This window comes from Streptomyces sp. NBC_00299, assembly GCF_036173045.1.
Taxonomy (GTDB): Bacteria; Actinomycetota; Actinomycetes; order Streptomycetales; family Streptomycetaceae; genus Streptomyces; species Streptomyces machairae.
Map to the genome: position 1 here is coordinate 1,526,022 of NZ_CP108039.1, position 24,969 is coordinate 1,550,990.

20 protein-coding genes are annotated in these 24,969 nt (G+C 71.5%); 15 read left to right on the top strand and 5 right to left on the bottom strand.

Annotated elements, in window-relative coordinates; translation table 11 throughout:
• The first annotated feature begins 100 nt into the window (after positions 1-100).
• Both OHT51_RS06665 and OHT51_RS06670 read left to right on the top strand, forming a co-directional pair.
• The gene (locus tag OHT51_RS06665; protein WP_328877957.1) at positions 101-2,578 is read left to right on the top strand and encodes a ThuA domain-containing protein; all 2,478 of its coding nucleotides are present in this window, start codon (positions 101-103) and stop codon (positions 2,576-2,578) included.
• Positions 2,578-4,800 (top strand): OmpL47-type beta-barrel domain-containing protein, encoded by a 2,223-nt coding sequence (locus OHT51_RS06670; RefSeq protein WP_328877958.1) that lies wholly within the window; start codon positions 2,578-2,580, stop codon positions 4,798-4,800. The genes OHT51_RS06665 and OHT51_RS06670 overlap by 1 nt, the downstream gene beginning before the upstream one ends.
• Positions 4,801-4,831: 31 nt before the next feature.
• Here OHT51_RS06670 and ligD read toward each other — a convergent pair whose 3' ends face one another.
• Positions 4,832-5,884, bottom strand: coding sequence for a non-homologous end-joining DNA ligase (gene ligD / locus OHT51_RS06675; protein ID WP_328877959.1), 1,053 nt, complete (start codon positions 5,882-5,884; stop codon positions 4,832-4,834).
• A gap of 75 nt (positions 5,885-5,959) precedes the next feature.
• On the opposite strand from ligD, the gene OHT51_RS06680 reads away from it, so the two are divergent.
• The gene (locus OHT51_RS06680) at positions 5,960-7,030 is read left to right on the top strand and encodes an ATP-dependent DNA ligase (protein WP_328877960.1); all 1,071 of its coding nucleotides are present in this window, start codon (positions 5,960-5,962) and stop codon (positions 7,028-7,030) included.
• Between the two features lie 19 nt (positions 7,031-7,049).
• On the opposite strand, the gene OHT51_RS06685 is transcribed toward OHT51_RS06680, so the two are convergent.
• Positions 7,050-8,240 carry a zinc-dependent alcohol dehydrogenase gene (locus OHT51_RS06685; RefSeq protein ID WP_328877961.1) on the bottom strand — a complete coding sequence of 397 codons (1,191 nt, stop codon included), beginning with the start codon at positions 8,238-8,240 and terminating at the stop codon, positions 7,050-7,052.
• 225 nt (positions 8,241-8,465) lie between these two features.
• On the opposite strand from OHT51_RS06685, the gene OHT51_RS06690 reads away from it, so the two are divergent.
• Entirely contained in the window at positions 8,466-9,494 is a 1,029-nt protein-coding gene (locus OHT51_RS06690; RefSeq protein WP_443052421.1) for a DUF3048 domain-containing protein, read from the top strand.
• A 26-nt stretch (positions 9,495-9,520) separates the two neighbouring features.
• On the opposite strand, the gene OHT51_RS06695 is transcribed toward OHT51_RS06690, so the two are convergent.
• The gene (locus tag OHT51_RS06695) at positions 9,521-9,985 is read right to left on the bottom strand and encodes a MarR family winged helix-turn-helix transcriptional regulator (protein WP_328877962.1); all 465 of its coding nucleotides are present in this window, start codon (positions 9,983-9,985) and stop codon (positions 9,521-9,523) included.
• 210 nt (positions 9,986-10,195) lie between these two features.
• Between OHT51_RS06695 and OHT51_RS06700 the strand changes: the two genes are divergently transcribed.
• The 8 genes from OHT51_RS06700 to OHT51_RS06735 all read left to right on the top strand — a co-directional run bounded on the left by OHT51_RS06700 (position 10,196) and on the right by OHT51_RS06735 (position 17,523).
• Positions 10,196-10,975 (top strand): CoA transferase subunit A, encoded by a 780-nt coding sequence (locus OHT51_RS06700; protein WP_328877963.1) that lies wholly within the window; start codon positions 10,196-10,198, stop codon positions 10,973-10,975.
• Between the two features lie 2 nt (positions 10,976-10,977).
• Entirely contained in the window at positions 10,978-11,622 is a 645-nt protein-coding gene (locus OHT51_RS06705) for a CoA transferase subunit B (RefSeq protein ID WP_328877964.1), read from the top strand.
• On the top strand, positions 11,619-12,821 hold the full coding sequence (locus OHT51_RS06710) for a thiolase family protein (protein WP_328877965.1): 1,203 nt from the start codon (positions 11,619-11,621) through the stop codon (positions 12,819-12,821). The genes OHT51_RS06705 and OHT51_RS06710 overlap by 4 nt, the downstream gene beginning before the upstream one ends.
• A 21-nt stretch (positions 12,822-12,842) precedes the next feature.
• Positions 12,843-13,616, top strand: coding sequence for a protocatechuate 3,4-dioxygenase subunit beta (gene pcaH, locus OHT51_RS06715; protein WP_328877966.1), 774 nt, complete (start codon positions 12,843-12,845; stop codon positions 13,614-13,616).
• A 6-nt stretch (positions 13,617-13,622) separates the two neighbouring features.
• The gene (gene pcaG / locus OHT51_RS06720) at positions 13,623-14,228 is read left to right on the top strand and encodes a protocatechuate 3,4-dioxygenase subunit alpha (protein ID WP_328877967.1); all 606 of its coding nucleotides are present in this window, start codon (positions 13,623-13,625) and stop codon (positions 14,226-14,228) included.
• Positions 14,225-15,520 (top strand): 3-carboxy-cis,cis-muconate cycloisomerase, encoded by a 1,296-nt coding sequence (pcaB, locus tag OHT51_RS06725; RefSeq protein WP_328877968.1) that lies wholly within the window; start codon positions 14,225-14,227, stop codon positions 15,518-15,520. The genes pcaG and pcaB overlap by 4 nt, the downstream gene beginning before the upstream one ends.
• On the top strand, positions 15,517-16,656 hold the full coding sequence (gene pcaDC, locus OHT51_RS06730) for a bifunctional 3-oxoadipate enol-lactonase/4-carboxymuconolactone decarboxylase PcaDC (protein ID WP_328877969.1): 1,140 nt from the start codon (positions 15,517-15,519) through the stop codon (positions 16,654-16,656). The genes pcaB and pcaDC overlap by 4 nt, the downstream gene beginning before the upstream one ends.
• Positions 16,657-16,731: 75 nt before the next feature.
• Positions 16,732-17,523, top strand: coding sequence for an SDR family NAD(P)-dependent oxidoreductase (locus OHT51_RS06735; protein ID WP_328877970.1), 792 nt, complete (start codon positions 16,732-16,734; stop codon positions 17,521-17,523).
• Between the two features lie 4 nt (positions 17,524-17,527).
• Here the strand turns inward: OHT51_RS06735 and OHT51_RS06740 are convergent, their stop codons facing one another.
• Complete coding sequence (locus OHT51_RS06740; protein ID WP_328877971.1) at positions 17,528-20,203, bottom strand: ATP-binding protein; 2,676 nt, start codon at positions 20,201-20,203, stop codon at positions 17,528-17,530.
• A 206-nt stretch (positions 20,204-20,409) separates the two neighbouring features.
• On the opposite strand from OHT51_RS06740, the gene OHT51_RS06745 reads away from it, so the two are divergent.
• The 3 genes from OHT51_RS06745 to OHT51_RS06755 all read left to right on the top strand — a co-directional run bounded on the left by OHT51_RS06745 (position 20,410) and on the right by OHT51_RS06755 (position 23,983).
• On the top strand, positions 20,410-21,723 hold the full coding sequence (locus OHT51_RS06745; RefSeq protein WP_328877972.1) for an MFS transporter: 1,314 nt from the start codon (positions 20,410-20,412) through the stop codon (positions 21,721-21,723).
• Positions 21,724-21,727: 4 nt separating this feature from the next.
• Complete coding sequence (locus tag OHT51_RS06750) at positions 21,728-22,882, top strand: anhydro-N-acetylmuramic acid kinase (protein ID WP_328877973.1); 1,155 nt, start codon at positions 21,728-21,730, stop codon at positions 22,880-22,882.
• 75 nt (positions 22,883-22,957) lie between these two features.
• On the top strand, positions 22,958-23,983 hold the full coding sequence (locus OHT51_RS06755) for a DUF2510 domain-containing protein (protein WP_328877974.1): 1,026 nt from the start codon (positions 22,958-22,960) through the stop codon (positions 23,981-23,983).
• A gap of 158 nt (positions 23,984-24,141) precedes the next feature.
• On the opposite strand, the gene OHT51_RS06760 is transcribed toward OHT51_RS06755, so the two are convergent.
• Positions 24,142-24,756 (bottom strand): TetR/AcrR family transcriptional regulator, encoded by a 615-nt coding sequence (locus OHT51_RS06760; RefSeq protein ID WP_328877975.1) that lies wholly within the window; start codon positions 24,754-24,756, stop codon positions 24,142-24,144.
• Positions 24,757-24,969 lie beyond the last annotated feature (213 nt).

Genomic DNA, 24,969 nt, shown 5'->3' on the forward strand with positions numbered 1-24,969 from the left:
ACTCAGGACAAAGTTGGCCCCAGTACGGCCGTAGGTATTGGCGAGTCGTTCAAAGGGGTCTAGCTTCCTTGTCGCTGTTGCTGTGACCGTGGAGGTGCCCATGCACTTGCGAGGGTTGAGCACGACAAGACGTACCTGGGTGGCCACTGTGACCGCCGGGATCGTCGCCGCCGGGCTGATGTCCGCTCCGGCTGCCGACGCACGCCCGGCCCCGGAGCCACCCCTGACAACGATGTCCATCAAGTCGCCACCAGGCGGCGCGAATGTACGAGTGCTCATCTTCTATGGGTCCGCGGCCGGCGGCGAAGAGTCGCCCGTGGTGAACGCCGGTATCGGGGCGATCGAGAAGATCGGCCTGTCGGGCCCGGCCGACCAGCGTTTCAAGGTCGAAGCCACGAACGACGCCTCGGTCTTCACCAATGAGACGAAGTTGGGCCGCTTCAACACGATCGTGTTCCTCACCGGAGGCGGCGACGTCCTGGACCCGGAGCAGGAGGCGGGCCTGGAGGCCTACATGGAAGCGGGCGGCGGTTTCGTCGGCGTCCATGACGCGGCCCGCGCCGAGCCTTACTCGGACTGGTTCACCGGCCTCGTCGGCGCCCGCCCGGCCGCCGGCGGCCCGACGAACGTGCAGCGGGCCGTAGTTGAGGTCGGTGACCGGCAGCACCCGGCCACCAAGGAACTGCCGGTGCAGTGGAAGCGGCCGGACAAGTGGCTGAACTGGGCGAAGAACCCGTCGGGCGCGGTGCACACGGTCGCCCGGGTCCGGGAGTCGACGTACCAGCCGGGCACCGGCGCCAACGGCTGGGACCACCCGGTGAGTTGGTGCCGCGACTACGACGGCGGCCGCTCCTTCTACACGGGTATGGGCGGCACGGCGTCGTCGTACGACGAGACCGACTTCCGTACCCATCTGCGCGGCGCCCTGCTGTGGACCACCCGGCTCACGCAGGCCGACTGCAAGGCCACGATCACGGGCAACTACAAGGCCGAGCGGCTCACCCAGCCCAACCAGCCCGGCCAGAACGACCAGATCGGCGAGCCGCACGGCCTGGTCACCGCGCCCGACGGCCGCGTGCTCTACATCGGCCGCGGCGGCGCCGACTCCTCCCAGCCGGTCGTCACCGACTGGAACAACCCGGAGATCGGCAAGGGCAAGGGCGAGATCCACGTCTACGACCCGAAGACCAAGAAGGTCACCCTGGCCGGGGCGCTCACGGTCTTCGGCAACAAGGGCGGCGGCGATGAGCTGATCAAGGTCGAGGAGGGACTTCTCGGCATCGAGCTCGATCCCCGCTTCGAGGACAACGGCTGGGTGTATCTGCACTACACCCCGCACTCCCAGCTGAACCGCGACACGCGAACGGCCGAGCGGCGCGTCTCCCGCTTCACGCTCGACCCCGCCACCGACAAGCTGGACCTGGGCAGTGAGAAGGTCCTGCTCAAGTGGCCGGTGCAGGTGCACAGTTGCTGCCACTCGGGCGGCGGGATGGCCTGGGACTCCAAGGGCAACCTGTACGTCGCGACCGGCGACAACAACTCCAGTGGCTTCAGCGGCGGTTACTCGGGCAACAACCCCGAGCCCAACTACAAGGGCGTGTCCTTCGCCGACGCGCGCCGCACCGCCGGCAACACCAACAACCTCAACGGCAAGATCCTGCGCATCCACCCGGAGCCGGACGGCACGTACACGCTGCCGGAGGGCAACCTGTTCACGGGCCGGGAGACCGGCGAGGGCGGCGGCAAGACGCGCGGCGAGATCTACGTGATGGGGGTCAGGAACCCCGCTCGCATCTCCGTCGACAAGCAGACGGACGTCCTGTACGCGGGCTGGGTCGGCCCCGACGCGGGTGCGCCCTCGACGACCTGGGGTCCGGCGAAGTACGACACCTTCGCGGTCATCACCAAGGCGAGCAACCGCGGCTGGCCGTACTGCATGGGCAACAAGCAGCCCTACCGTGACCGCAATCTGCCCGACCCGACGAAGCCGCTGGGCTGGTACGACTGCGACCACCCGAAGAACGAGTCGCCGAACAACGACGGCCTCGTCAACCTCCCGCCGGTCACCGGCAACAACATCTGGTACTCGCCCCAGGGCGGCGCGCCGGACTTCCCGCGTGACGCGAACGGCGTCCCGTCGTACAAGCAGGAGGAGGCCACCTACGCGCTGCCGTGGCTCAAGGGCGGCGGGCAGGCCGCGATGAACGGGCCGGTCTACCGGTACGACGCGGCGAGCGCGGGTGCCACCAAGTGGCCGTCCTACTGGGACGGCAAGTGGTTCGTCGGCGACTTCTACGACGCCGACCAGCCGCGCAACGCGGTGATCACCGACCCGAAGACACACGGTGACGGCGGTCTGCCGGTGCACTCGGAGTCGCTGAAGAAGATCGTGCCGATCGGCAACGACGGCATCAAGAACCTCATGGACTGGAAGTTCGGCCCGGACGGCGTGCTGTACGTGCTCGACTACGGCCGCGGCTTCTTCACCTCGGACGCCAAGTCGGCGCTGTGGCGGGTCACTTACACGGGCGGCGCTCCGACTCCGGCCCCCGACCAGCTGGCGAGGGGAGCCCAGTGATGATGCGAAGCAGTCCACCTCGGCGAAGAGTCTGGGCGGCCCTGTTGGCCGTGCTGCTGGTGATGCTGGGGCTGCAGTCCGTCCCGGCCGTCGGGCGGCCCGAGTCCCCGACCGTGAACGCCGCCGCGGCCCAGACGCTCACCTGGACGGCCGGCGACGACATCACGAAGTACGCGTCGGCCCCCGCGACGGCGGTCGCAGGCACGACGACGATCGTCTTCGAGAACAGCACGGCGACCGGCAACACCACCGGGATGCCGCACACGTTGACGTTCGACACGTCCGACCCCGAGTACAACAACGACGTCCAGCTCAACATCCTCGCCAACCCCAACGACGACCAGGGCGGCAAGCACACCGCCGAGGTCACGCTCACCCCCGGCCGCTACCGCTACTACTGCACGATCCCCGGTCACGGGCAGATGCAGGGCATCCTCGTGGTGACCGAGGGCAGCGGCGAGGACACGACCGCACCGCAGGCGTCGGCGCACGTCAGCGGGACGCAGAACGCGCAGGGGCAGTACGTCGGTTCGGCGAGCGTGGCCGTCCACGCCACCGACGAGGAGGACGGCTCCGGACTCGACCGCACCGAGTACGCGGTCGGCGACGCGGGCGCCTGGCAGCCGTACACGGCCCCGGTCGTCGTCGACCAGGTCGGCGACCACAAGATCCGCTACCGGGCCTTCGACAAGGCGGGGAACGTCTCGGCGGAGAAGAGCGCCGAGTTCACGGTCGTCCCGCCGCCCACCGACGACACGACGGCACCGGAGACCTCGGCGACCGTCAGCGGTGAGCAGAACCCCGACGGCACGTACATCGACATGGCGACCGTCACCGTCACGGCCTCCGACACCGGTTCCGGCGTCAACACCATCGAGTACGCGATCGGCGACGGCGCCTGGCAGCCGTACACCGCGCCCGTGATGGTGCACGAGGTCGGCGCTCATACGGTGCGCTACCGGGCCACCGACAAGGCGGGGAACGCCGCCGCGGAGAAGAGTGTGCAGTTCACGGTCGTGGCGGCGCCCCAGCCGGACACGACCGCGCCGGTGACGGGTGTGACCGTCGACGGGACGAAGAACTCCGACGGGGCCTACATCGGCAACGCCAAGGTGACCGTCACGGCGACCGACGAGCACCACGGCTCGGGTGTCGACCGGATCGAGTACTCGATCGACGGCGGGCCCTACCTCGCGTACGGGGCGCCGGTGGTCGTCGACCGCGCGGGCACGCACACCCTCGGCTACCGGGCGACGGACAAGGCGGGTAACACCTCCACCGCCCGCACGGTGACCTTCACCGTGGTGGCAGGCCAGGTCCCCGCCCCCAACTGCCCGGAGTTCGACGAGCGGTTGACGGTGATCGTCGGCACGGTCGACTCGGGTGTCCCGAACCGGCTCACCAACAGCCGTTGCCGGATCAACGAGTTGATCGAGGACGAGAAGGAGTGGTCGTCCCACGCGCTGTTCCTCAAGCACGTGACGACGGTCCTGGACAAGCTCCTCAAGGAGGGGGTCATCGACCAGCGCGAGTACAACGCCGTCCGCAAGGCGGCCCGGCAGTCCGGGATCGGCAAGCCCGGCCAGACCGAGGGCTACCGCACGATCCTCGACGGCAGCGCGGGATCCTTCGCCAAGTGGCAGCAGGTGGGCGGTGGTTCGTTCGCGCAGAACGCCGACGGTTCGATCACGAGCGGCACCAGCAAGGACGGCCTGGGCATGCTGTGGTTCCCCGAGCGGAAGTACGGTGACTTCTCGCTCAAGCTCCAGTGGCGCGACGACGCTCCGGGCACCGGCAACGCCAACTCCGGTGTGTTCGTCCGCTTCCCGTGGGTCCACGACCACTCCGAGGAGCCGCGGCCGGAGTGGGTCGCCATCAAGTACGGGCACGAGGTGCAGGTGCTCGACCGGCCCGACGGCGACATGTACAAGACCGGTTCGATCTACGGCTTCGACCGGGTGGGGCTGGCCGGTGCCGGCGTCACCCAGAAGGGGACGTGGAACGACTACGAGATCCGGGTGGTCGACCAGCACTACTCGGTCTACCGCAACGGCGTGCTGATCAACGAGTTCGACAACACCGGCGGCCAGGACTTCGTCCCGCCGCGCTCGGACGACCCGGGCACGGACGGGCGCAGGTTCGCCTCCGGCTACATCGGGCTCCAGGTGCACGGCACCACGGATGTGGTCTCGTACCGGGACATCCGGATCAAGGAGCTGTAGATCAAGAAGGTGTAGATCAACAAGCTGTGGTTCAAGGAGCTGTGGGCTCCGAGGGAGGCGCCTCCGACGGGGGCGCCTCCTTCTTCGCCCGGCTCGGCTGCACCCGCTTCGGTTCCCCCGGCATCTTCGGATACTCGGGCGGGTACGGCAGATCGCCGAGTCCGTGGTCGCGTTCGTCCTTGTTGGCCAGCTCCAGCAGCGCGTCCAGCGAGAAGCGGTGGTCGTCCATGTCCGCGTGCACGTCGCCGAGTTCGGCGAAGCGCGCGGGCATGGTCACGAGGTCGAAGTCCTGGGGGTGCGCCTGGCCGACCTCTTCCCAGTGCAGGGGCGCCGATACCGGGGCGTGCGGGCGGGGCCGTACGGAATAGGCGGAGGCGATCGTGCGGTCGCGGGCCGTCTGGTTGTAGTCGATGAAGATGCGCTCGCCCCGCTCCTCCTTCCACCACTTGATCGTCACGTGCTCCGGCATCCGGCGCTCCATCTCCCGCCCGACCGCGATGGCGGCGCGCCGGACCTGGGTGAAGGTCCAGCGCGGCTCGATGGGCACGAAGACGTGCAGGCCGCGCCCGCCGGAGGTCTTGGGCCAGCCGCGCAGGCCACCGAACTCGTCGAGTACGGCGCGCAGTTCATGCGCGGCGCGGGCGGCGTCGTCGAAGTCGGTGCCGGGCTGCGGGTCGAGGTCGATGCGCAGTTCGTCGGGGCTGTCGACGTCGTCGCGGCGGACCGGCCAGGGGTGGAAGGTGAGCGTGCCGTACTGGGCGGCCCACACGACCGCGGCCTCCTCGGTGGGGCACATCTCGTCGGCGCTGCGGCCGCTGGGGAAGGTGATGTGGGCGGTGGGGATCCAGTCGGGCATGCTCTTGGGCGCCCGCTTCTGGTAGAACCACTCGCCGGTCACCCCGTCCGGGTAGCGCTCCAGGGTGGTGGGCCGGTTGCGCAGGGCGCGCAGGATGCCGGGGCCGACGGCGATGTAGTAGCGGGCGAGGTCCAGCTTGGTGAAGCCGCGCTCCGGGAAGAAGATCTTGCCCGGGTTGGACAGGCGCACGGTCCGGCCGCCCGCTTCCAGCTCCACCGCTTCGCCCATGCGAGACACGGTAGGCGCACCGCGCATGCCGCGCACACCGGGCGGCGGCAGCCGGATGCGAGCAGAATCGTCCCCATGGACCTGCCGGTGATGCCGCCCGTGAAGCCGATGCTCGCCAAGTCGGTGGCGAAGATCCCGCCGGGCATGCAGTACGAGGCGAAGTGGGACGGTTTCCGGGCGATCGTGTTCCGCGACCGGGACGAGGTGGAGCTCGGCAGCCGCACCGGTAAGCCGCTGACCAGGTACTTTCCCGAGCTGGTGGCGGCGCTGAAGGAGCGGCTGCCGGAGCGGTGCGTGCTGGACGGGGAGATCGTCATCGCGCGCGAGGGGCGGCTGGACTTCGACGCGCTCACCGAGCGCATCCACCCGGCCGACTCCCGGGTGCGGACGCTGGCCGAGCGGACACCGGCGTCGTTCGTGGCCTTCGACCTGCTGGCGCTGGCGGACCAGTCGCTGCTCGAGGTGCCGCTCGCGGACCGGCGGGCGATGCTCACGATGGCGTTGTCCGGGGTGACGGCGCCGGTGCACGTGGCGCCGGCGACGACCGACGTCGACACGGCCCAGGGGTGGTTCGAGCAGTACGAGGGGGCGGGCCTGGACGGGGTCATCGCGAAGCCCCTCACGCTGCGCTATCTCCAGAACGAGCGGGCCATGTTCAAGATCAAGCACGAGCGGACGGCGGACGTCGTCGTCGCGGGCTACCGCCTCCACAAGAGCGGCCCGGTCGTGGGCTCCCTGCTGCTCGGCCTCCACAACGACCAGGGCGTCCTCCAGCACGTGGGCGTGTCGGCCGCGTTCTCCATGACGCGGCGTGCCGAGCTGGTCGAGGAGCTGGAGCCGCTGCGCATGGCGGATGCCACGGGGCATCCCTGGGCGGCCTGGGCCGACGAGGCGGCCCACGAGTCGGCGCGGCTGCCGGGCGCGCCGAGCCGCTGGTCGGGCAAGAAGGATCTGTCCTGGGTGCCGCTCAGGCCGGAGTGGGTGGCCGAGGTGGCGTACGACCACATGGAGAACGGGGTCCGCTTCCGGCACACGGCCCGCTTCCGCCGCTGGCGCCCGGACCGCACGCCCGAGAGCTGCACGTACACGCAGCTGGAGGAGCCGGTGAGCTACGACCTGGCGGAGATCTTCGCGCCGCAGGCCTGACGAGCGGCGCGAATCGGAATCACGGCTGCATCAGCACCTTGACCGCGCCGTCCTGCTTGCGCTGGAACATCTCGTACGCGTGCGGGGCCTCGCTCAGTGGCACGCGATGGGTGGCGAAGTCGTCGACGCCGAGCGGGTCCTCGTCCGTCAGGTACGGCAGGATGTCGTCGCTCCAGCGGCGCACGTTGGCCTGGCCCATCCGGATCTGGACCTGCTTGTCGAACAGGGTGAGCAGCGGTATCGGGTCCGCGGTGCCGCCGTACACGCCGGACAGGGAGATGGTGCCGCCGCGCCGCACCAGGTCGATGGCCGTGTAGAGGGCGGCGAGCCGGTCGATGCTGAAGCGTTCGGCGAGCGGGCCGCTCACCTTGCGGGGCAGCATCGCGGAGGCCTGCTGGGCCAGCCGGGCGGCGGCGCTGCCGTGGGCCTCGGTGCCGACCGCGTCGATGACGGCGTCGGGGCCGCGGCCGTCGGTCTCGTCGCGGATGGCTGCGACCAGCTCCTTCTCGTCGTGGAAGCTCCTGAGGTCGAAGGTCTCGACTCCGCGCTCGCGTGCCCTGCGCAGCCGCTCGGGCACCAGGTCGACGCCGAACACCCGCTCGGCGCCCTGGACCTGGGCGACCCGGCAGGCCATGTCGCCGATGGGGCCGAGGCCGAGCACGGCGACGCTGCCGCCCTTCGGGACCTCGGCGTAGCGGACCGCCTGCCAGGCGGTGGGCAGTACGTCGGACAGGTAGACGAACCGGTCGTCGGGCGGGCCCTCCGGGACCTTGATCGGACCGAACTGCGCCTGCGGGACGCGCAGATACTCGGCCTGGGCGCCGGGCACCGCGCCGTACAGGCGGGTGTAGCCGAACAGGGCGGCGCCCATGCCCTCGCCGGTGACCTGGGTGGTCTCGCACTGGGTCGGCAGGCCGGTCAGGCACATCCAGCAGTTGCCGCAGGCGATCTGGAACGGCACCACGACCCGGTCCCCCGCCTGCAGGTCCGGGACCCCGGCGCCGACCTCCTCGACGATGCCCATCGGTTCGTGGCCGAGGATGTCGCCCGGCGTCATGAACGGCGTGAGCACCTCGTACAGGTGCAGGTCGGAGCCGCACAGCCCGGTGGACGTGATGCGGATGACCGCGTCCGTCGGCTCCTGGATGGTCGGATCGGGCACGTTCTCCACGCGCACGTCACGCTTGCCCTGCCAGGTCACTGCCCTCATCGCCCGCGCTCCCTCCGTCACATGTGCGCGTTCGCTTCTGCGGTCCGGGCCGGGTACCCCTGCACTCCCCCGCCGAACCGTTCGGGCGGGCCGGTGCCCCGCCCGCGAGCCGGCTGTGCGCGGCGTACGCCGACCGGCTGGCCGCGCCAGGGCCGATCGGCGGATTGGTGCGGGCAGTCCCAGCTGATCGGGTATGTCACCTATGAACAGATAAGCGCACTATTAATGACACACAGGCTGGGTGGGTGGGTGCGGGTGGCAACGGTGGGCAGACAACGAGGGGCGCGCTCCAGACGCGCCACGACCATCGCGGGGCTGCTGGCCGCCGCGATGGCGGCTTCGCTGGCGTCGGCGTGCACGACGTCCGGCGGACCGGGCGACGACAGCCGCGGACGGCCGCATGCGTCGACGCCGAGCGAGGGCGAGAGCCGGGCGAAGAGCCCATCGGTACTCGCCGTGAAGATCGACAATGCCCGCGCCGCCCGCCCCCATACGGGCCTGAGCGCCGCGGACATCGTGTACGTCGAGCCGGTCGAGGGCGGGCTGAGCCGCCTGATGGCGGTGTACGCGACGAAGCTGCCGAAGGCCGTCGGGCCGGTGCGCAGCGCACGCGAGTCCGACCTGGAGCTGCTGGCGCAGTTCAACAAGCCGACGCTCGCCTTCTCCGGGGCGCAGGGCAAGCTCATGCCGCTGATCGACAAGGCCTCCGTGCAGGCGGCGCCGCCCGAGAAGGCGGACGGCGCGTACTTCCGCGGCAAGGGCCGGCCCGCGCCGCACAACCTCTTCCTGCGGCCCCAGCGGCTGATGCCCGCCGCGCCGGGCAAGGACGCCCTGACGACCGGCTTCCGCTTCGGCGCCGCCCCGGCGGGCGGCAAGGCCACGGCCTCGCAGACGGTGCGGTACACACTGGCCAAGTACACGTTCACCTGGTCCAGCAGCCAGAACCGCTGGCTGGTCGCCATGGACGGCAAGGCCGCCACGACGTCGGACGGCAAGCGGGTGGCGGCAGCCACGGTCGTCGTGCAGTACGTGAAGGTGCGCAAGTCCGAGTTCCACGACAAGCTCGGCCACTACACGCCGTACACCGAGACGGTCGGCTCGGGCAAGGCGCGGGTGCTGCGCGACGGGCGCGCCTACGAGGTCAACTGGAAGCGCCCCAAGGCCACGGACGGCACGACGTTCACGACCGGCGCCGGCAAGCGGATGACCTTCCGGGACGGCCAGGTGTGGGTGGTGTTCGCGCAGGCGCCCTGAGCGTCCGAAGGTGCACAGGTGCGGGATCAGGGGTGTGCGACGAGGGGTTCCGCCGGATTGCGGAGCCCCTCGGCCGCGTCCGCGACGCGGCGGATCAGGTCGAAGAAGAGTGCCTGCTCGTCCGCGGAGAGCGGGGCAAGGAAGACCTGGTTCATCCGGGCCGTGCGCACGGTCAGCTTCTTGTGCGTGCGCACCCCCTCCTCGGTGAGGCGCAGCAGGAAGCGCCGGCCGTCCTGGGGGTCGCGGACCTTGTCGAGCAGCCCCCGGCGGCCGAGCCGGCTGATCACCTCGGCGATCGTGGACCGGTCGAGCCCGACCCGCTCCCCCACCGTCCGCTGGTCCAGGCCCGGCTCGGCGACGAGCGTGTTGAGGACGGCGAACTGGGGCGAGGTGATCTCCTCGGAGACCATGGTGTTCCAGAGCAGGTAGTGCGCCTGCTGGAGCCGCCGGGCCAGATGCCCGGGGTGGGTGGTGAGGTCCACGGCGGCCATGCGTGCTCCCCTGGTCGTAATCGTCGGTGCACTGAACAATACCGGACCTTCGCTCGACTGTCCTCGGGCTGCCAAGCCCATGACGTTCGCATTTACCGAGCTCTTGACGGCTTCCCCCTCCGGTGGCAGCGTGAGAGACAACCTCGCAGAAATACTCAGTGCGCTGACTAACTCGGGTGCTGAGCGCTCGGAAGAGATGGGGCTTCTCGGATGGACAAGGTGGTCGCCACGGCCCTGGGGGCGGTGGCCGATGTGGGTGACGGCGCGTCGCTCGCGGTGGGTGGTTTCGGGCTGAGCGGTGTGCCGAACGTGCTGATCCAGGCGCTGTACGAGCGCGGGGTGGGCGGCCTGTCGGTGGTCTCCAACAACTGCGGGGCGATGGAGTCGGGGCTTGCGGTGCTGCTGTCGGCGGGCCGGATCGCCCGGGTGACCGGCTCGTACATCGGCGCGAACAAGGAGTTCGCCCGCCAGTACCTGGGCGGTGAGCTGGAGGTCGAGATGATCCCGCAGGGCACGCTGGCCGAGCGGCTGCGGGCCGGCGGGGCGGGCATCCCCGCGTTCTACACACCCGCCGGGGTGGGCACGCAGGTCGCCGACGGCGGGCTGCCCTGGCGCTACGACGGCTCCGGCGGGGTCGCGCTCGCCTCGCCGCCGAAGGAAGTGCGGGAGTTCGACGGCACCGAGTACGTCCTGGAGCGCGGTATCCGCACCGACTTCGCGCTGGTGCGGGCGTGGAAGGGCGACCGGCACGGGAACCTGGTGTTCAACAAGTCCTCCCGGAACTTCAACCCGCTGGCCGCGATGGCCGGGCGGGTGACGATCGCCGAGGTGGAGGAACTCGTGGAGCCGGGCGAGATCGATCCGGACGCGGTGCATCTGCCGGGCATCTTCGTCCAGCGGGTCGTGGCGCTCACCCCTGAGCAGGCGACCGACAAGCAGATCGAACGGCGCACGGTTTCCGCCCCCCTGACAGACGGGACGGTGAGCTAGCCATGGCGTGGACGCGGGAAGAGATGGCCGCTCGGGCCGCTCGCGAGCTTCAGGACGGCCAGTACGTCAACCTCGGCATCGGACTGCCGACCCTGATCCCGAACTATCTGCCGCCCGGCGTCGAGGTGATCCTCGAGTCCGAGAACGGCATCCTCGGCACCGGCCCCTACCCGGCCGAGGACCAGGTCGACCCGGATCTGATCAACGCCGGCAAGGAGACCGTCACGGTCCTGCCGGGCGCGTCCTACTTCGACTCGGCACTGTCGTTCTCGATGATCCGCGGCGGGCACATAGATGTCGCCGTGCTCGGCGCCATGCAGGTCTCCGCCACCGGTGACCTGGCGAACTGGGCGATCCCCGGCAAGATGATCACCGGGATCGGCGGGGCGATGGACCTCGTGCACGGGGCCCGCACCGTCATCGTGGTGATGACCCACACCGCCAAGGACGGCAGCCCCAAGATCCTCGCCGAGTGCGCCCTGCCGCTCACGGGCAAGGGCTGCGTGAACCGGATCATCACCGACCTCGGCGTGCTGGACGTGACAGCGGACGGTCTCCTGCTCGTCGAGACCGCGCCGGGTGTCACCGTCGACGAGATCATCGCCGGCACCGACGCAAAACTCACCGTCGCGGAGAGTCTGCTGTGAACACCGTCTACCTCGTCGACGCGGTCCGCACCCCGATCGGCCGCTACAACGGCGCCCTCGCATCCGTCCGCCCGGACGACCTGGCCGCCCACGCCATCCGTGAACTCATGGGCCGTACGCCCGACTTGGACCCGTCCCGGATCGAGGACGTGTACTTCGGCAACGCCAACGGCGCCGGAGAGGAGAACCGCAACGTCGGCCGCATGGCCGCACTCCTGGCCGGCCTGCCCACCTCCGTGCCCGGCGTGACGGTCAACCGGCTGTGCGCGTCGGGCCTCGAAGCGGTCATCCAGGCGGCCCGCGCCATCGCGGTCGGGGACGCCTCGATCGTCGTGGCCGGCGGTGTGGAGTCGATGACCCGGGCGCCGTACGTGCTGCCCAAGTCCGACAAGCCCTTCCCGGCCGCCCACACCGAGCTGTTCTCGACCACCCTGGGCTGGCGCATGGTCAACCCGCGGATGGCACCGCAGTGGACGATCCCGCTGGGCGAGTCGGCCGAGCTGATCGCCGAGAAGCACAAGATCAGCCGGGAGAAGCAGGACGAGTTCGCCCTGCACAGCCATCAGAAGGCTGCCCGGGCGCGGTCCGAGGGCCTCTTCGACGCCGAGCTCGCGCCGGTGAGCATGCCGCAGCGCAAGGGCGACCCGGTCGTCTTCGGCGCCGACGAATCCGTACGGCCGGATGCGTCCCTCGCGGCGATGGCGAAGCTCAAGCCGTCCTTCCGCACCTCCGAGGGGACCGTCACCGCGGGCAACGCCTCCCCGCTGAACGACGGCGCCGCCGCGCTGCTCCTCGTCGACGAGGAGGGCCTGCGGGCCACCGGCCGTGAGCCGCTCGCCCGGATCTCCGCGACCGGCGTCAACGCCCTGGACCCGGACTACTTCGGGCTCGCCCCCGTCGAGGCCGTCAACCGCGCGCTCGCCAAGGCGGGCAGGGGGTTCGGCGACCTGTCCGTGCTGGAGCTGAACGAGGCCTTCGCCGCCCAGGTGCTGGGCTGCGTCGCCGAGTGGCCCGACTTCGACCCGGCGATCCTCAACCCGCAGGGCGGCGCCATCGCCCTCGGCCATCCGCTCGGCGCGTCCGGCGCCCGCCTCGCCGGCACCGTCGCCCACCAGCTCGCCCGCAAGGGCAGTGGAGTCGGCGTCGCCACCCTCTGCATCGGCGTGGGCCAAGGCCTCGCCCTAGTCCTCGAACGTTGACGAAACGCAGGATCGATCCCCATGACCCTCACCCAGCACGACATCGACCGGGAGATCGCGGCCGAGCACGCCGCGTACGAGAAGCGGATCGCCGACGGAGCCCCCGTCGAGCACCACCCGCGCCGCGACTACACCCCCTACCGCTCCTCCGTCCTGCGCCATCCCAAGCAGCCGCCGGTCACGATCGACGTCAGCAAGGACCCGGAGCTGGTGGAACTGCACTCCCCCGCCTTCGGCGAGCGGGACATCACCGAGATCGACAACGACCTGACCCGGCAGCACACGGGTGAGCCGATCGGCGAGCGCATCACCGTCGAGGGCCGGCTCCTCGATCGCGACGGCCGTCCGATCCGCGGCCAGCTCATCGAGATCTGGCAGGCCAACTCGGCCGGCCGCTACGCCCACCAGCGCGAGCAGCACGACGCCCCGCTGGACCCGAACTTCACGGGCGTCGGCCGCACCCTGACCGACGACAGCGGCTGCTACCGCTTCACCACCGTCCAGCCGGGCCCCTACCCGTGGCGTCAGCACGTCAACGCCTGGCGGCCGGCCCACATCCACTTCTCGCTGTTCGGCACGGCGTTCACGCAGCGGCTGGTGACGCAGATGTACTTCCCGAGCGACCCGCTGTTCCCGTACGACCCGATCATCCAGTCGGTGACGGACGACGCGGCCCGCCAGCGGCTGGTCGCCACCTACGACCACGGCCTGTCGGTGCCGGAGTTCTCGATGGGCTACCACTGGGACATCGTCCTCGACGGACCGAACGCCACCTGGATCGAAGAGGGACGCTGACCTGCCATGACGAAGATCGACACGAGCCGTCCCGAGACCGTGCTCCCGACCCCGTCGCACACCGTCGGCCCCTTCTACGGCCACGCCCTGCCCTTCCCCGGCGGCGGCGACATCGCCCCGATCGGCCACCCGGACACGATCGTCCTCGAGGGCTACATCACCGACGGCGAGGGCAATCCGCTGCCGGACGCCTTCGTGGAGCTGTGGGGCGCCGACCCGGACGGGAACATCCCGCAGGTCGACGGCTCGATCCGGCGCGACCCGGCGAGCGGCGGGTATCTGGGCCGCAACGGCGTCGAGTTCACGGGCTGGGGCCGCATCCAGACCGACGCCAACGGGCACTGGACCGCGCGGACGCTGCGGCCGGGCTCCCGTGGGCACAGCGCCCCGTACCTCAGCGTGTGCCTCTTCGCGCGCGGCCTGCTGGTGCACCTGTACACCCGGATCTACCTGCCGGGCGACGCGGCGGCTCTCGCCGCCGATGCGTTGCTCTCCCGGGTACCGGAGGCGCGGCGCGACACGCTGATCGCACGAGAGCAGCGTGATGGGACATACCGTTTCGACATCCGCCTTCAGGGCGAAGGCGAGACGGTCTTCCTGGAGTACCAGTGACTTCTCCCGATCCCGACACCGGCCTGCTCGCGCCCGGGTGGACAGGCTCCCCCGCCGCCTCCGCGACCGGTGACAGCGCCTATCTCCAGGCGCTGTTGGACGCCGAGGCCGCGCTGACGCGGGCACAGGCCGCGCTGGGGACGGCCCCGGCCGAGGCGGCGCGAGCGGTCACGGAGGCGGCCCAGGCGGCCCGCTTCGACGTACGGTCCCTCGCCGAGCGTGCCCGCAGGGGCGGCAACCCGGTCATCCCGCTGGTCGCCGACCTGACCAGGGCGGTCGGCGAGGAGTACGGCCCGTACGTCCACCGGGGTGCCACCAGCCAGGACATCCTGGACACGGCGACGATGCTGGTCGCGGCACACACCCTGGACCTGGTGCCGGCCGACCTCGACCGCACCCAGCGGGCCCTGGCACGGCTGGCCGCCGAGCACCGCGACACCGCGATGCCCGGGCGGACCCTCACCCAGCACGCCGTACCGACGACGTTCGGGCTCAAGGCGGCCGGATGGCGGTCGCTGGTGCTGGACGCACGGGACCGGGTGACTGCCGTACGGAACTCGCTGCCGGTCCAACTCGGCGGCGCCGCCGGGACGTTGGCGGCCTTCGGGGCGTACGGCGCGAGCGATCCGACCGCGCTGCCGGCGGCGTACGCCCGCGAACTCGGCCTGCGGGCACCCGACCTGCCCTGGCACACCCTGCGCACGCCCGTCGCCGATCTCGCGGGGTGCCTCGCCTTCACGGCGGGGGCGCTCGGCAAGCTCGCCGCGGACGTCCTCACCCTCTCCCGCACCGAGATCGCGGAGGTGGCGGAGGGCAGCGGCGGGGGCTCGTCCGCCATGCCGCACAAGTCGAATCCCGTACGGTCCACCCTCATCGCCTCCGCGGCACGGCGGGCGCCTCAGCTCGCGGCCACGCTGTACGGCTCGCTGGCGGCGGAGGACGAGCGGCCGGCCGGGGCCTGGCACGCCGAGTGGGAACCGCTCAGGGACCTGCTGCGGCTGGTCGGCGGGGCCGCACGGGATGCCGTCGAGCTGACCGAGGGACTGCGGGTCGAAGCCGAGGTCATGCGCGAACACCTGGATCTCACCCACGGGTCGATCATCTCGGAGCGGCTGTCCGCCGAGCTCGCCCCCGTGCTGGGGCGGGCCCGCGCCAAGGAACTCCTCACCCGGCTGGCGTCCGAGGGCCGCCCGCTCGGTGAGGCACCGGAGCTGGCGGACGTCGACCTCGACCCCACCCACTACACCGGCTCCGCCGGAGCCCTCACCGACCGCGCTCTGGAGCGACGTTGACCGACAAACTCCTCAACCACCGTGCCGAAGGGCCCACTTCCGCTCCCCCGCTGCTGCTGGGGCCCTCGCTCGGCACCTCGTACGCCCTGTGGGACAAGGTCGCACCCGAGCTGTCGATCGGTCATCGGGTGGTCCGCTGGGATCTGCCGGGGCACGGGGGTTCGGCGGCCGACCTCATCGGCGCGGGCGCGACGGTCGGTGACCTCGCCGGCCTGGTGCTCGCGCTCGCCGACTCGCTCGGGATCGAGCGGTTCGCGTACGCGGGGGTGTCGCTCGGGGGTGCGGTCGGGCTGCACCTGGCCGTGCACCGTCCCGAACGGGTCTCCTCGCTTGCCGTGATCTGTTCGTCGGCCCACTTCAACGGCTCCAGGCCGTGGGAGGAACGGGCCGCGCTGGTGCGGCGCGAAGGGCTGGCGGGGCTCGCCGAGGGCGCGAACGACCGCTGGTTCACGCCCGGGTTCACCGTGCCGGAGCTGGTGCGGGACCACCGGGACGCCGACCCGGGTGCGTACGCCGCCTGCTGTGATGCGCTCGCCGCCTTCGACCTGCGCGAGAGGCTGCCCGAGATCTCCTCCCCCACCCTGCTGATCGCCGGGCGCGAGGACCCCGCGACTCCGCCCGCGCATCTGCGGGAGATCGCGGACGCCGTGCCCGGTGCCACGCTCGTGGAACTCCCCGGGGCCTCGCATCTGGCACCCGCGCAGTGCCCCGAGGCAGTGCTGACAGCGCTGCGGGCGCACTTCGGGGGCGGTGCCAGGCGAGGCATGGAGGTACGGCGCGAGGTGCTCGGGGACGCGCACGTCGACCGTGCGCAGGCCCGGCAGACGCCGTTCACCGCCCGCTTCCAGGACTTCATCTCGCGCTACGCCTGGGGCGAGATCTGGACCGACCCGACGCTCAGCCGCCGCGAGCGCAGCATGATCACCCTCACGGCACTGGTCGCGCACGGCCACTACGACGAGCTGGCCATGCATGTCCGGGCGGCCAGGCGCAACGGGCTGACACCGGAGGAGATCGGGGCCGTACTGCTGCAGACGGCCGTGTACTGCGGTGTTCCGGCGGCGAACTCGGCGTTCGCGGCGGCCCAGCGGGTGCTGGCCGAGGAGGCGGAGCCGGACGCGGGTACAGCGCGGTGAGAGCAGGGTGACCCTGGCGGTCGTACCTCCAGCGGCAGCTCGCACATGCCCGCACGCCGTGCCTACGGTGGAGACATGTCCACGATTCTGATCACGGGCGCCACCTCGGGTCTCGGCCGCTACGTCGCCGCCGAGCTGGTCCGCTCCGGGCACCGTGTCCTCGCGCACGGACGGGACGCGGACCGTACGCACCGGCTTGTCGAGGAGCTGCGGGCCGACGGCGAGGCCGAGGGGTTCGTCGCGGATCTTGCCTCGCTGGGGCAGGTGCGGGAGCTGGCTGCCCATGTCGCCGGGGCCCATCCCGAGCTCGACGTGCTGATCAACAACGCGGCGGTGGGCGCCGGGCCACGCGGGTCCGAACGGGACATCGGCACGGACGGGCACGAACTGCGCCTCGCGGTCAACTACTTGGCGCCGGTCGCCCTGACCCGCGCCCTGCTGCCTGTGCTGCTCGCCAACGCGCCCGCGCGGATCGTGAACGTCGGCTCGGCCGGTCAGGAACCCGTCGACTTCGACGACCCCGAGCTGACCCGTGGCTACGACGGACTCTCGGCGTACTGCCGCAGCAAGTTCGCCCTCGCGGCGCACACGTTCACCCTCGCCGAGGAACTCGCCGGCACGGGTGTCTCGGTCAACGTGCTGCACCCGGCGACCCACATGGACACGGCGATGGTCCGCGACGGGGGCTTCACGCCCCGGCACACCGTCGCCGACGGCGCCCCGGGCGTCCTGGCCCTCGCCACCCGGGAGCTGGGCACGGGCGGCTACTTCGACGGGACGTCCCGGGCGCGGGCACATGAGCGGACGTACGACCCCGGCGTCCGCAAGCGGCTGGCGGCCGTCACCGATCAGCTGCTGAACCTCTGAGCCGTCACACCACTCCCGCGGCCAGCGCCGCCTCCGCCTGGAGCACCAGTCCGTCCGCGCCGCACGACCGCGCCAGCGTCAGCCCGCGCCGAAGCTCCGCCGACGAGCGTGCGGCGATGCCGTACTCGACCCGGGCGGCGGCGTGTTCGTACTGGCAGGGCGAGGCCTCCAGATAGGTGACGGCCTGTTCGGCCAGGCGTACCGCGCGCTGGCCGGTCTCCAGGGCGGCGGCGCACCGCACGGCCTCGCCGATGGCGGTGTCGGTGCCGAGGCGCTCGGCGTGCCGGCGGACGTCGGTGGCCAGCCGGGCGGCGCGCTCCGGGTCCTCGTTGGCGAGGGCACGGGCCAGGTCGACGGCCCAGGGCACCAGGACCGGGTTGTTGTGGCCGCGCACGGCGGCCGCCTTCTCCGCGGCCTCCAGTTCGTTGATGCCGTCCTTGGTGCGGCCGACGGCCAGGAGCAGCCGGCCGCGGACCGAGCGCGGGTCCGGCAGCACGATGGTGGTCGGGTACGGCGGGGCGAAGCCGTGCTCCTCGGCGAGCTCCCAGGCCTCCTGGACATGGCCGCGAGCGAGCAGCGTGTCGACGAGGTTGCAGGTCGCCGACCAGTGCAGGGGCAGTCGACGGCCGACGCGCTCGGCGAGCGCCAGCGACTTGCGCAGGGACGCCTCCGCCTCGCGGAGCCGGCCGCGCCTGCGGTGCCCGACGCCGACGTAGGCGTGGGCCAGGGCGAGGTGGCCGCCGCTCCAGCCGGCGGACTCGTACGCGCGCAGAGCCTCGTTGTAGAGGGACTCCGCGCGGTCGAGGCGGTCGGTGAAGGCGTAGGAGTTGGCCAGCATCATCAGCAGCTCGATGCCCCACTGCGGGTCGGTCCAGCCGAGTCCGGGGGCGAGGCGGCCGTTGACGAGGGCGCGGTCGCACAGTTCGGCGACCTCCTCGGCGTTCTCACCGCGGGCCATGGCGTCGAAGCCGCGCAGGATGAGCAGGGCACGCTCGGAGTTGTCGCGACCGGTGCAGGTGGCGGCGAGTTCGGCGAGTCGCGTCGAGCGCCCCGGGTAGGCCGCCTCGCCCGCGTGGATGCCCTCCCACATGAACTGCACCGCCTGCAGCCGCAGCCTGGCGGGGCCGGCCCGGTGCCGGGCGGCTTCCGCCTCGACGGTGCGGACGGCTTCCTCCAGCTGGTCGTTGTGGAGCAGGGCCTGGGAGAGCCGGTAGACGGCGTCGACGCGTTCGTCACCGTCTAGACCGGGCATGGCCAGGGCGGTCTGGAGGTGGTCGATGGTGGTGGCGGGCGCGGTGAGGAGGGTGGCGCCGCCCAGTTCGTGGAGCACGCGCGCGTGGACCTCGGGCAGGGGCGGTTCCAGCAGGGCCCGCTCCAGACAGCGGCGGGCCGCGTCGGGAGCGCCGACGGCGAGGTGTTCGCGGGCGGCCTCGCGCAACTGCTCGACGAGTTCCTCGTCGCTGTCCGGGTGGACCTCGAGGAGGTGCCGGGCGGCGACCGCGGCGCCGCGGCCGTTGTCGGTGACGACGCGGGCGGCGATGCCGTGCATCGCGGTGCGCAGGGCGTCGGGGATGGAGTTGTAGACGGCGGAGGCGATGAGGGGGTGGACGAACTCCAGCTCCCCGTCGCCCGGTCGGGCACCCGCCGGGTCGGGCTCGGTGAGGATGCGGGCGGTGCGCAGGAGGGCGGCGCAGCGCACGGCGTCGTCGAGGCTCATGGTGGCGAGCTCGGCCACCAGGTCGACGGAGATGCCGGTGCCGAGGATGGCGGCCGCCCAGGCGAAGCGGGTGGCTTCGATGCCGAGTGTCTCCAGGCGGGCGACGAGGCCGCCGCCGCGTGCCGCGCGGTTCAGGGCACGCAGCTCGGCGGCCGCGGCCTCGGTCGGCTCGAACTCGCTGTCCTGCACCTTGGCGAGGAGTTCGACGGTCTCGTACGGGTTGCCGCCGGTGACCGCCCAGACCTCGCGGCAGAACGGGGCGTCGGCGTGCGGGCCGAGGGTGGCGCGGGTGAGGCCGGCGGTCGCGTCCGGGGTGAGGGCACTCAGGGTGGCGACGGAGCTGCCCGCGGCGGCGACCGCGTCGAGGTGGCGGGCGCTGTCGCCGCTGACCTCGCCGGGGCGGCGGGCCACCACGACGAGGACGTTCTGTTCGCCGAGGCGTTCGGCGAAGGCGGCGAGCCAGCGCAGGGTCTCCTGGTCGGCCCAGTGGGCGTCGTCGATCAGCAGCACCAGCGGCCAGTCGCGCCGGGCCAGCCGGCGTACGGCGGCCACCAGGCCGTCGCACACGCCCTGCGGGTCGGCCTGCCGCTCGCCGGGGTCCGTGATGCCGAGGGCGGGTCCGGCGATGTCGTACCAGTCGCCGAGGTACTCGCGCGCCTCCTCCGGCATCAGCGACAGCAGGGCGGGCTGCATCAGCTGCCGTACGACGTTGAAGGGGACGGAGCTCAGGGTCTCGCTGCCGCGGGCGGACCACACCGTGCAGCCGCGGGCCTCGGCGATACGGCGTGTTTCGGCCAGCAGCGCGGTCTTGCCGAGTCCCGCCTCGCCCCGGAGCACCAGGAGGCTGCCCGACGAGGACTTCTCTGCGCACAGGGTGTCGAGCGCCCCCTCAAAGGCGGCGAGTTCCTCGTCGCGCTCCCACAGGGAGGCCGAGGCGGCCTGTGTGGGCCGTACCTCCGTCATCCCGCTCCCTCCCCAAGTCGCCCGAACGACGTACAGACCTCGAGCGTAACCGTCGGATTGCCTAAGTGGAGACGGGTCCGGGCAGCTGTTGCCGTGAAGGGTGACAGTCGGTGCGCGCGGGCGACGCGAGGGGACCGCGACCTGCTCCGGCAGAACTGACTGACAGTCAAAAATAGGCCATTCCACCGACGTTCGAAGGGGCGGGCATGACGCTGACTGCTTCCGACCGCGGCACAGTCCGATCCCGCAAGGCCCTGGTCGCGGGTTCGGTCGGCAACTTCATCGAGTGGTACGAGTTCGGGGTCTACGGGTACTTCGCGACGATCATCGCGGCGCGCTTCTTCACGCCGGAGGGCGGCAGCGAGGTCGAGGCTCTGGTGCGGACGTATGCGTCGTTCGCGCTGGCGTTCTTCTTCCGGCCGGTCGGAGCGGCCCTGTTCGGGCGGCTCGGCGACCGGATCGGCCGGCGACCGGTGCTGATCCTGGTGATCACACTGATGACCGGGGCGACGACGCTGATCGGCGCGCTGCCCACGTACGACACGGTCGGCGCCCTCGCGCCGTGGCTGCTGACGTTCCTGAGGGTGCTGCAAGGGCTGTCCGCAGGCGGGGAGTTCGGGGGCGCGGTGTCGGTGATGACCGAGTTCGCGCCACCCGGGCGGCGCGGTCTGTACGGGTCGTGGCAGTCGTTCACGGTGGCGCTGGGGCTGTTGGGCGGCGCGGGGGTGGCGGCGCTGCTGGCCACTGTGCTGACCGAGGGCCAACTGGGCGACTGGGGCTGGCGGTTGCCGTTCCTGCTGACGTTGCCGCTGGGGCTGGGTGCACTGTGGCTGCGGCTGAGGCTGGACGAGACGCCGGCGTTCCGGGAGGAGCGGGAGGCCGAGCGGCCGCCGGGGCGTGAGGTCGCGGGGGCGATCGCGCTGGGCGCCGGGCGGATCATGGGGTGGGCGGCGGCCGGGTACACGTTCCTGGTCGTACTGCCGTCGTACCTGCAGTCCACGCTGGACGCGACCTTCCAGCAGGCACTGATCGCCACGGTGCTGGCCAACCTCGGTTTCGCGGCGACGATCGTGCCGGCCGGGTGGCTCAGCGACCGGTACGGGCGGCGGCCGGTGATGCTCACGGGGGCAGTGCTGGTGGTGGTCCTCGCGGTGCCGCTGCTCAACCTTCTCCAGGACCCGGGCGTTTCCCTCACCGTGAAGGGTGCGGCGGTGTGCGGCGCGGGTGCCGTGGTCGGTCTGATGGCGGGCCCCGGTCCGGCCATGCTCGCGGAGCTGTTCCCCACCAACGTGCGCTACACGGGGCTGGGACTCGCCTACGCCCTGTCCAATGCGGTGTTCTCGGGCTGCGCCGGGCTCATCATCACGGAGACGATCGAACGCACCGGCAACGTGGACATCCCGGCGTACTACGCTGCCGCGACCTGCGCGGTGAGTGTCCTCGCGCTGACCGCGGGGCCGAAGGCCCGGACCCAGAAGCCGGAAGCCCCGGTCAAGGAACCGAATCGGAAGGCGAGCTGATCGAATGCGGGTGATCGGCCTGATGTCGGGCACGTCCCACGACGCCATCGACGCCGCAGCCGCCGACCTGAACCTCGTCGGCGACAGCCTGGTGCTCAAGGCGCGGGGCCTGGTGAGCGAGGGCTATGACGAGGCGTTGCGGGAGGCTCTTGCGGAGGTGCTGCCTCCGGGGGTGGCGTCGATGGCGGACGTGTGCCGGCTGGATACGCGGATCGGGCAGGCCTTCGCCGCGGCGGCGGTGCGGGCGGATCATGAACTGTGCGATGGCCGGGCGGAGTTGGTCGCCTCGCACGGGCAGACCCTGTACCACTGGGCCGAGGACGGACAGGTGCACGGCACGCTGCAGCTCGGGCAGCCCGCGTGGATCGCCGAGGCGACCGGACTGCCTGTGGTCGCCGACTTCCGGCCCCGTGACATCGCGGCGGGAGGACAGGGCGCGCCGCTGGTCAGCCTGGTCGACCTGCTGTGGCTGCGCGGCCGGTCCGGCACGCCAGTCGCCCTCAACGTCGGCGGGATCGCCAACCTCACCGCGCCCGACGGCACCGCCTTCGACACCGGTCCTGGCTGCGCGCTGATCGACGCCGCGGCACGGGGGTTCAGCGGCGGACGGCTGGTCTACGACGTGGACGGGGCGCTGGCCGGTCGCGGCAGCGTCCATGACCCGCTGCTGCTGAGGCTGCTGGAGGAGCCGTACTACGCGCTGCCCGCGCCCAAGACGACCGGCAAGGAGCTGTTCCACCTCGGCCATCTGCGGGACGCGCTGGCCGGTTTCGGGACGCTGCCCGCCGAGGACGTCGTCGCCACGCTGACCATGCTCACGGCACGGACGGTCGCCGACGCCGTGCGTGCGATGGGCGCGACGGAGGTGATCGCCTCGGGCGGCGGGACGCGCAATCCCGTACTGATGAGGATGCTCGGGCAGCGGCTGCCAGGGGTGGCGCTGCGCACGTCGGACGAGTTGGGGCTGCCGTCGGCCGCGAAGGAGGCGTACGCCTTCGCCGTGCTGGGCTTCCTGACCGTGCACGGACTGCCCGGCACCGTGCCGTCCGCCACCGGCGCCCGGCACGCGCGCGTGCTCGGCTCGATCACTCCGGGCCGGGACGGACTGCGGCTTCCGCCACCCGCGAAGGAGCGGCCGGTACGGCTGGTCCTGGACTGATTCGGGCCGAAATCCGAGCACGCCGGGGCCGGATCCTCTCATCCGGCTTTCACCGACACCTCATACGGTGGGCTCATGACGCAGGTGACTCCTCCCGGCTGGTACCCCGACCCCGGCCGGCAAAGTGACGGTCCGCCCACCGAGCGCTGGTGGGACGGCAAGGCATGGACGGACCAGGTCCGGCCCGCGGGGTCGGCCGACGTATGGGGTCCTCCGGAGCAGCTCTCGGCCGAGGGCGCTTATCCGGCGTATCCGGCACATCCTGGCTATCCCGGCCAGGTGCAGTCGGGCGGGCGGCGGCGGCTGCGTACCGGGATAGCCGTGGGAGTGGCCGCTGTGGTCCTCGCGAGCATCGGCGTCGGCGTGTACGCGCTGACCGCCAACGACGGCTCGGGCGGCAGCAGCGCCAACTCCCCGCAGCAGGGCTCCGGAGGTCAGGGCGGACAGGGCGGGCCCGGCGGCGGTCAGGGCGGCCCCTTCGGCGACTCCGGCGGCGGCAACGGCGGTTCGGGTGGCGGCGACGGCGGTTCCGGCGGTGAGTCCCCCGCACCCGACGAGTCCGAGCCGCCGAAGGTGGACAGCGGATCGGTGACCGACGCCGTGAACGGGATCAGCATCCCCATCCCGGACGGCTGGTACGGACAGGAGAGCGGCTGGGGCGCGAACGTCGCCTCGGACGAGACGTACAAGTGCCCCGCCGACACCTCCCAGAGCTGCCAGAAGGGAGGCGCGTACTCCGCTCCCGCCCTCGCGCACGGCGCCAAGGGCGACACGGCCGAGGAGGTCGCCAAGGCGGACATCGAGGCGAACGCGAAGGAGTCGTACGGCAAGGGCTACGGAGAGATCACCTCGCACGAGGTGCTGGCTTCCAAGGCGGTGACCGTGGCCGGGCAGAAGGGCTACCTGGTCCGCTGGAAGGCGATCACGAGCAAGGGGGCCGACGGCTACGTCGAGTCGCTCGCCTTCCCCTCGCCCGTGAGGGCGCAGCAGATGGTCGTGGTCCGCATCGGCGTCGACGTCGGCGAGAAGCAGTCGCTGATCGACGAGATCGCCAAGGGCATCAAGGTGTCCACCGGCGGCGGCAACGGCCAGGACGTCTGACGCCACTCCGACCGCGCCCCGCACACAAAGCGGCCGGGTGGGGCACCCCTCCGCTCAAGGGGAACCCCACCCGGCCGGGGGGTGCGCGCCGCCCCCGTCCCCACGGTGCGGCGCGAACAGGTCACCGTCCAGTCATCCCGTGGACGGCGGCCTGAGTCTCAGGTGAGGCCGAGTGCCGGCAGCACGGCGGCCTCCACGAAACGGACGAGGTAGTCGGGGTCGGCGTCCTCGCCCTCCAGCACGGGACGCGCCCGCAGCACGCCGAAGATCTGCGCGGGGACGTACTCCAGCGCCGGATGGCCGGCGGCGACCTCCCCGCGCTGGACCCCACGCCTCAGGATCTGCCGCAACGCCTCGATCTCGGGGTCGATGAGCGCCTCACGCAGGGCGCACTTGAGTTCCGGATCCTCCATCACCGCGTGCCCGAGCGCCTGGAACAGTCGCGTGTCCTTGGCCGACCACGCCCCCGCGGCCCGCGCGGCCGCGCGCAGATCGTCGGCGAGCGTGCCGGTGTCGATGCCGTCGAAGCGCGTGAGCCGGCTGGACCGCAGGGCGGCCGCCACGAACTGGGGCTTGGTCCCCCACTGCCGGTAGAGCGTGGACTTACTGCACCGCGTGCTGGCGGCGACGCCCTCCATGGTGACGGCGTCGTAGCCGCAGGCGCGGATCTGTTCGAGCACGGCGTCGAAGAACTCCCGCTCACGCTGGGGCGTGATCTTGGAGCGGCGCGAGGCGGCGACCGTCTCCGGTCCGTCCGCGGCCTGCGACGTCATGGCTCTTCTCCTCGCTCCGGTGGGGCGGCCCCGTGGGGTGACGGAGGCCGCGTTTCCAGTGTGTCGCACGTCTATCGATACGCCACTGTACCGGAACGCGCCCGTATCGGTACAGTGGCGTATCGGTACAGATGCGTTTCGGTACATTGGCGTATCGGTACGTCGCCGTACCGATGAGTTCGCCGAGCTCCTGGAGTCATGAGCTCGACAGCT

Excerpts from the sequence above, each read along its gene's own strand:
- OHT51_RS06670 (WP_328877958.1), top strand. The coding sequence starts at position 2,578 with ATGATGCGAAGCAGTCCACCTCGGCGAAGAGTCTGGGCGGCCCTGTTG.
- pcaG (WP_328877967.1), top strand. The coding sequence starts at position 13,623 with ATGACGAAGATCGACACGAGCCGTCCCGAGACCGTGCTCCCGACCCCG.
- OHT51_RS06700 (WP_328877963.1), top strand. The coding sequence starts at position 10,196 with ATGGACAAGGTGGTCGCCACGGCCCTGGGGGCGGTGGCCGATGTGGGT.
- pcaH (WP_328877966.1), top strand. The coding sequence starts at position 12,843 with ATGACCCTCACCCAGCACGACATCGACCGGGAGATCGCGGCCGAGCAC.
- OHT51_RS06690 (WP_443052421.1), top strand. The coding sequence starts at position 8,466 with ATGACACACAGGCTGGGTGGGTGGGTGCGGGTGGCAACGGTGGGCAGA.
- OHT51_RS06740 (WP_328877971.1), bottom strand. The coding sequence starts at position 20,203 with ATGACGGAGGTACGGCCCACACAGGCCGCCTCGGCCTCCCTGTGGGAG.
- OHT51_RS06750 (WP_328877973.1), top strand. The coding sequence starts at position 21,728 with ATGCGGGTGATCGGCCTGATGTCGGGCACGTCCCACGACGCCATCGAC.
- OHT51_RS06685 (WP_328877961.1), bottom strand. The coding sequence starts at position 8,240 with ATGAGGGCAGTGACCTGGCAGGGCAAGCGTGACGTGCGCGTGGAGAAC.
- OHT51_RS06735 (WP_328877970.1), top strand. The coding sequence starts at position 16,732 with ATGTCCACGATTCTGATCACGGGCGCCACCTCGGGTCTCGGCCGCTAC.
- OHT51_RS06695 (WP_328877962.1), bottom strand. The coding sequence starts at position 9,985 with ATGGCCGCCGTGGACCTCACCACCCACCCCGGGCATCTGGCCCGGCGG.
- ligD (WP_328877959.1), bottom strand. The coding sequence starts at position 5,884 with ATGGGCGAAGCGGTGGAGCTGGAAGCGGGCGGCCGGACCGTGCGCCTG.
- OHT51_RS06680 (WP_328877960.1), top strand. The coding sequence starts at position 5,960 with ATGGACCTGCCGGTGATGCCGCCCGTGAAGCCGATGCTCGCCAAGTCG.
- OHT51_RS06760 (WP_328877975.1), bottom strand. The coding sequence starts at position 24,756 with ATGACGTCGCAGGCCGCGGACGGACCGGAGACGGTCGCCGCCTCGCGC.
- OHT51_RS06755 (WP_328877974.1), top strand. The coding sequence starts at position 22,958 with ATGACGCAGGTGACTCCTCCCGGCTGGTACCCCGACCCCGGCCGGCAA.
- OHT51_RS06705 (WP_328877964.1), top strand. The coding sequence starts at position 10,978 with ATGGCGTGGACGCGGGAAGAGATGGCCGCTCGGGCCGCTCGCGAGCTT.
- OHT51_RS06665 (WP_328877957.1), top strand. The coding sequence starts at position 101 with ATGCACTTGCGAGGGTTGAGCACGACAAGACGTACCTGGGTGGCCACT.
- OHT51_RS06745 (WP_328877972.1), top strand. The coding sequence starts at position 20,410 with ATGACGCTGACTGCTTCCGACCGCGGCACAGTCCGATCCCGCAAGGCC.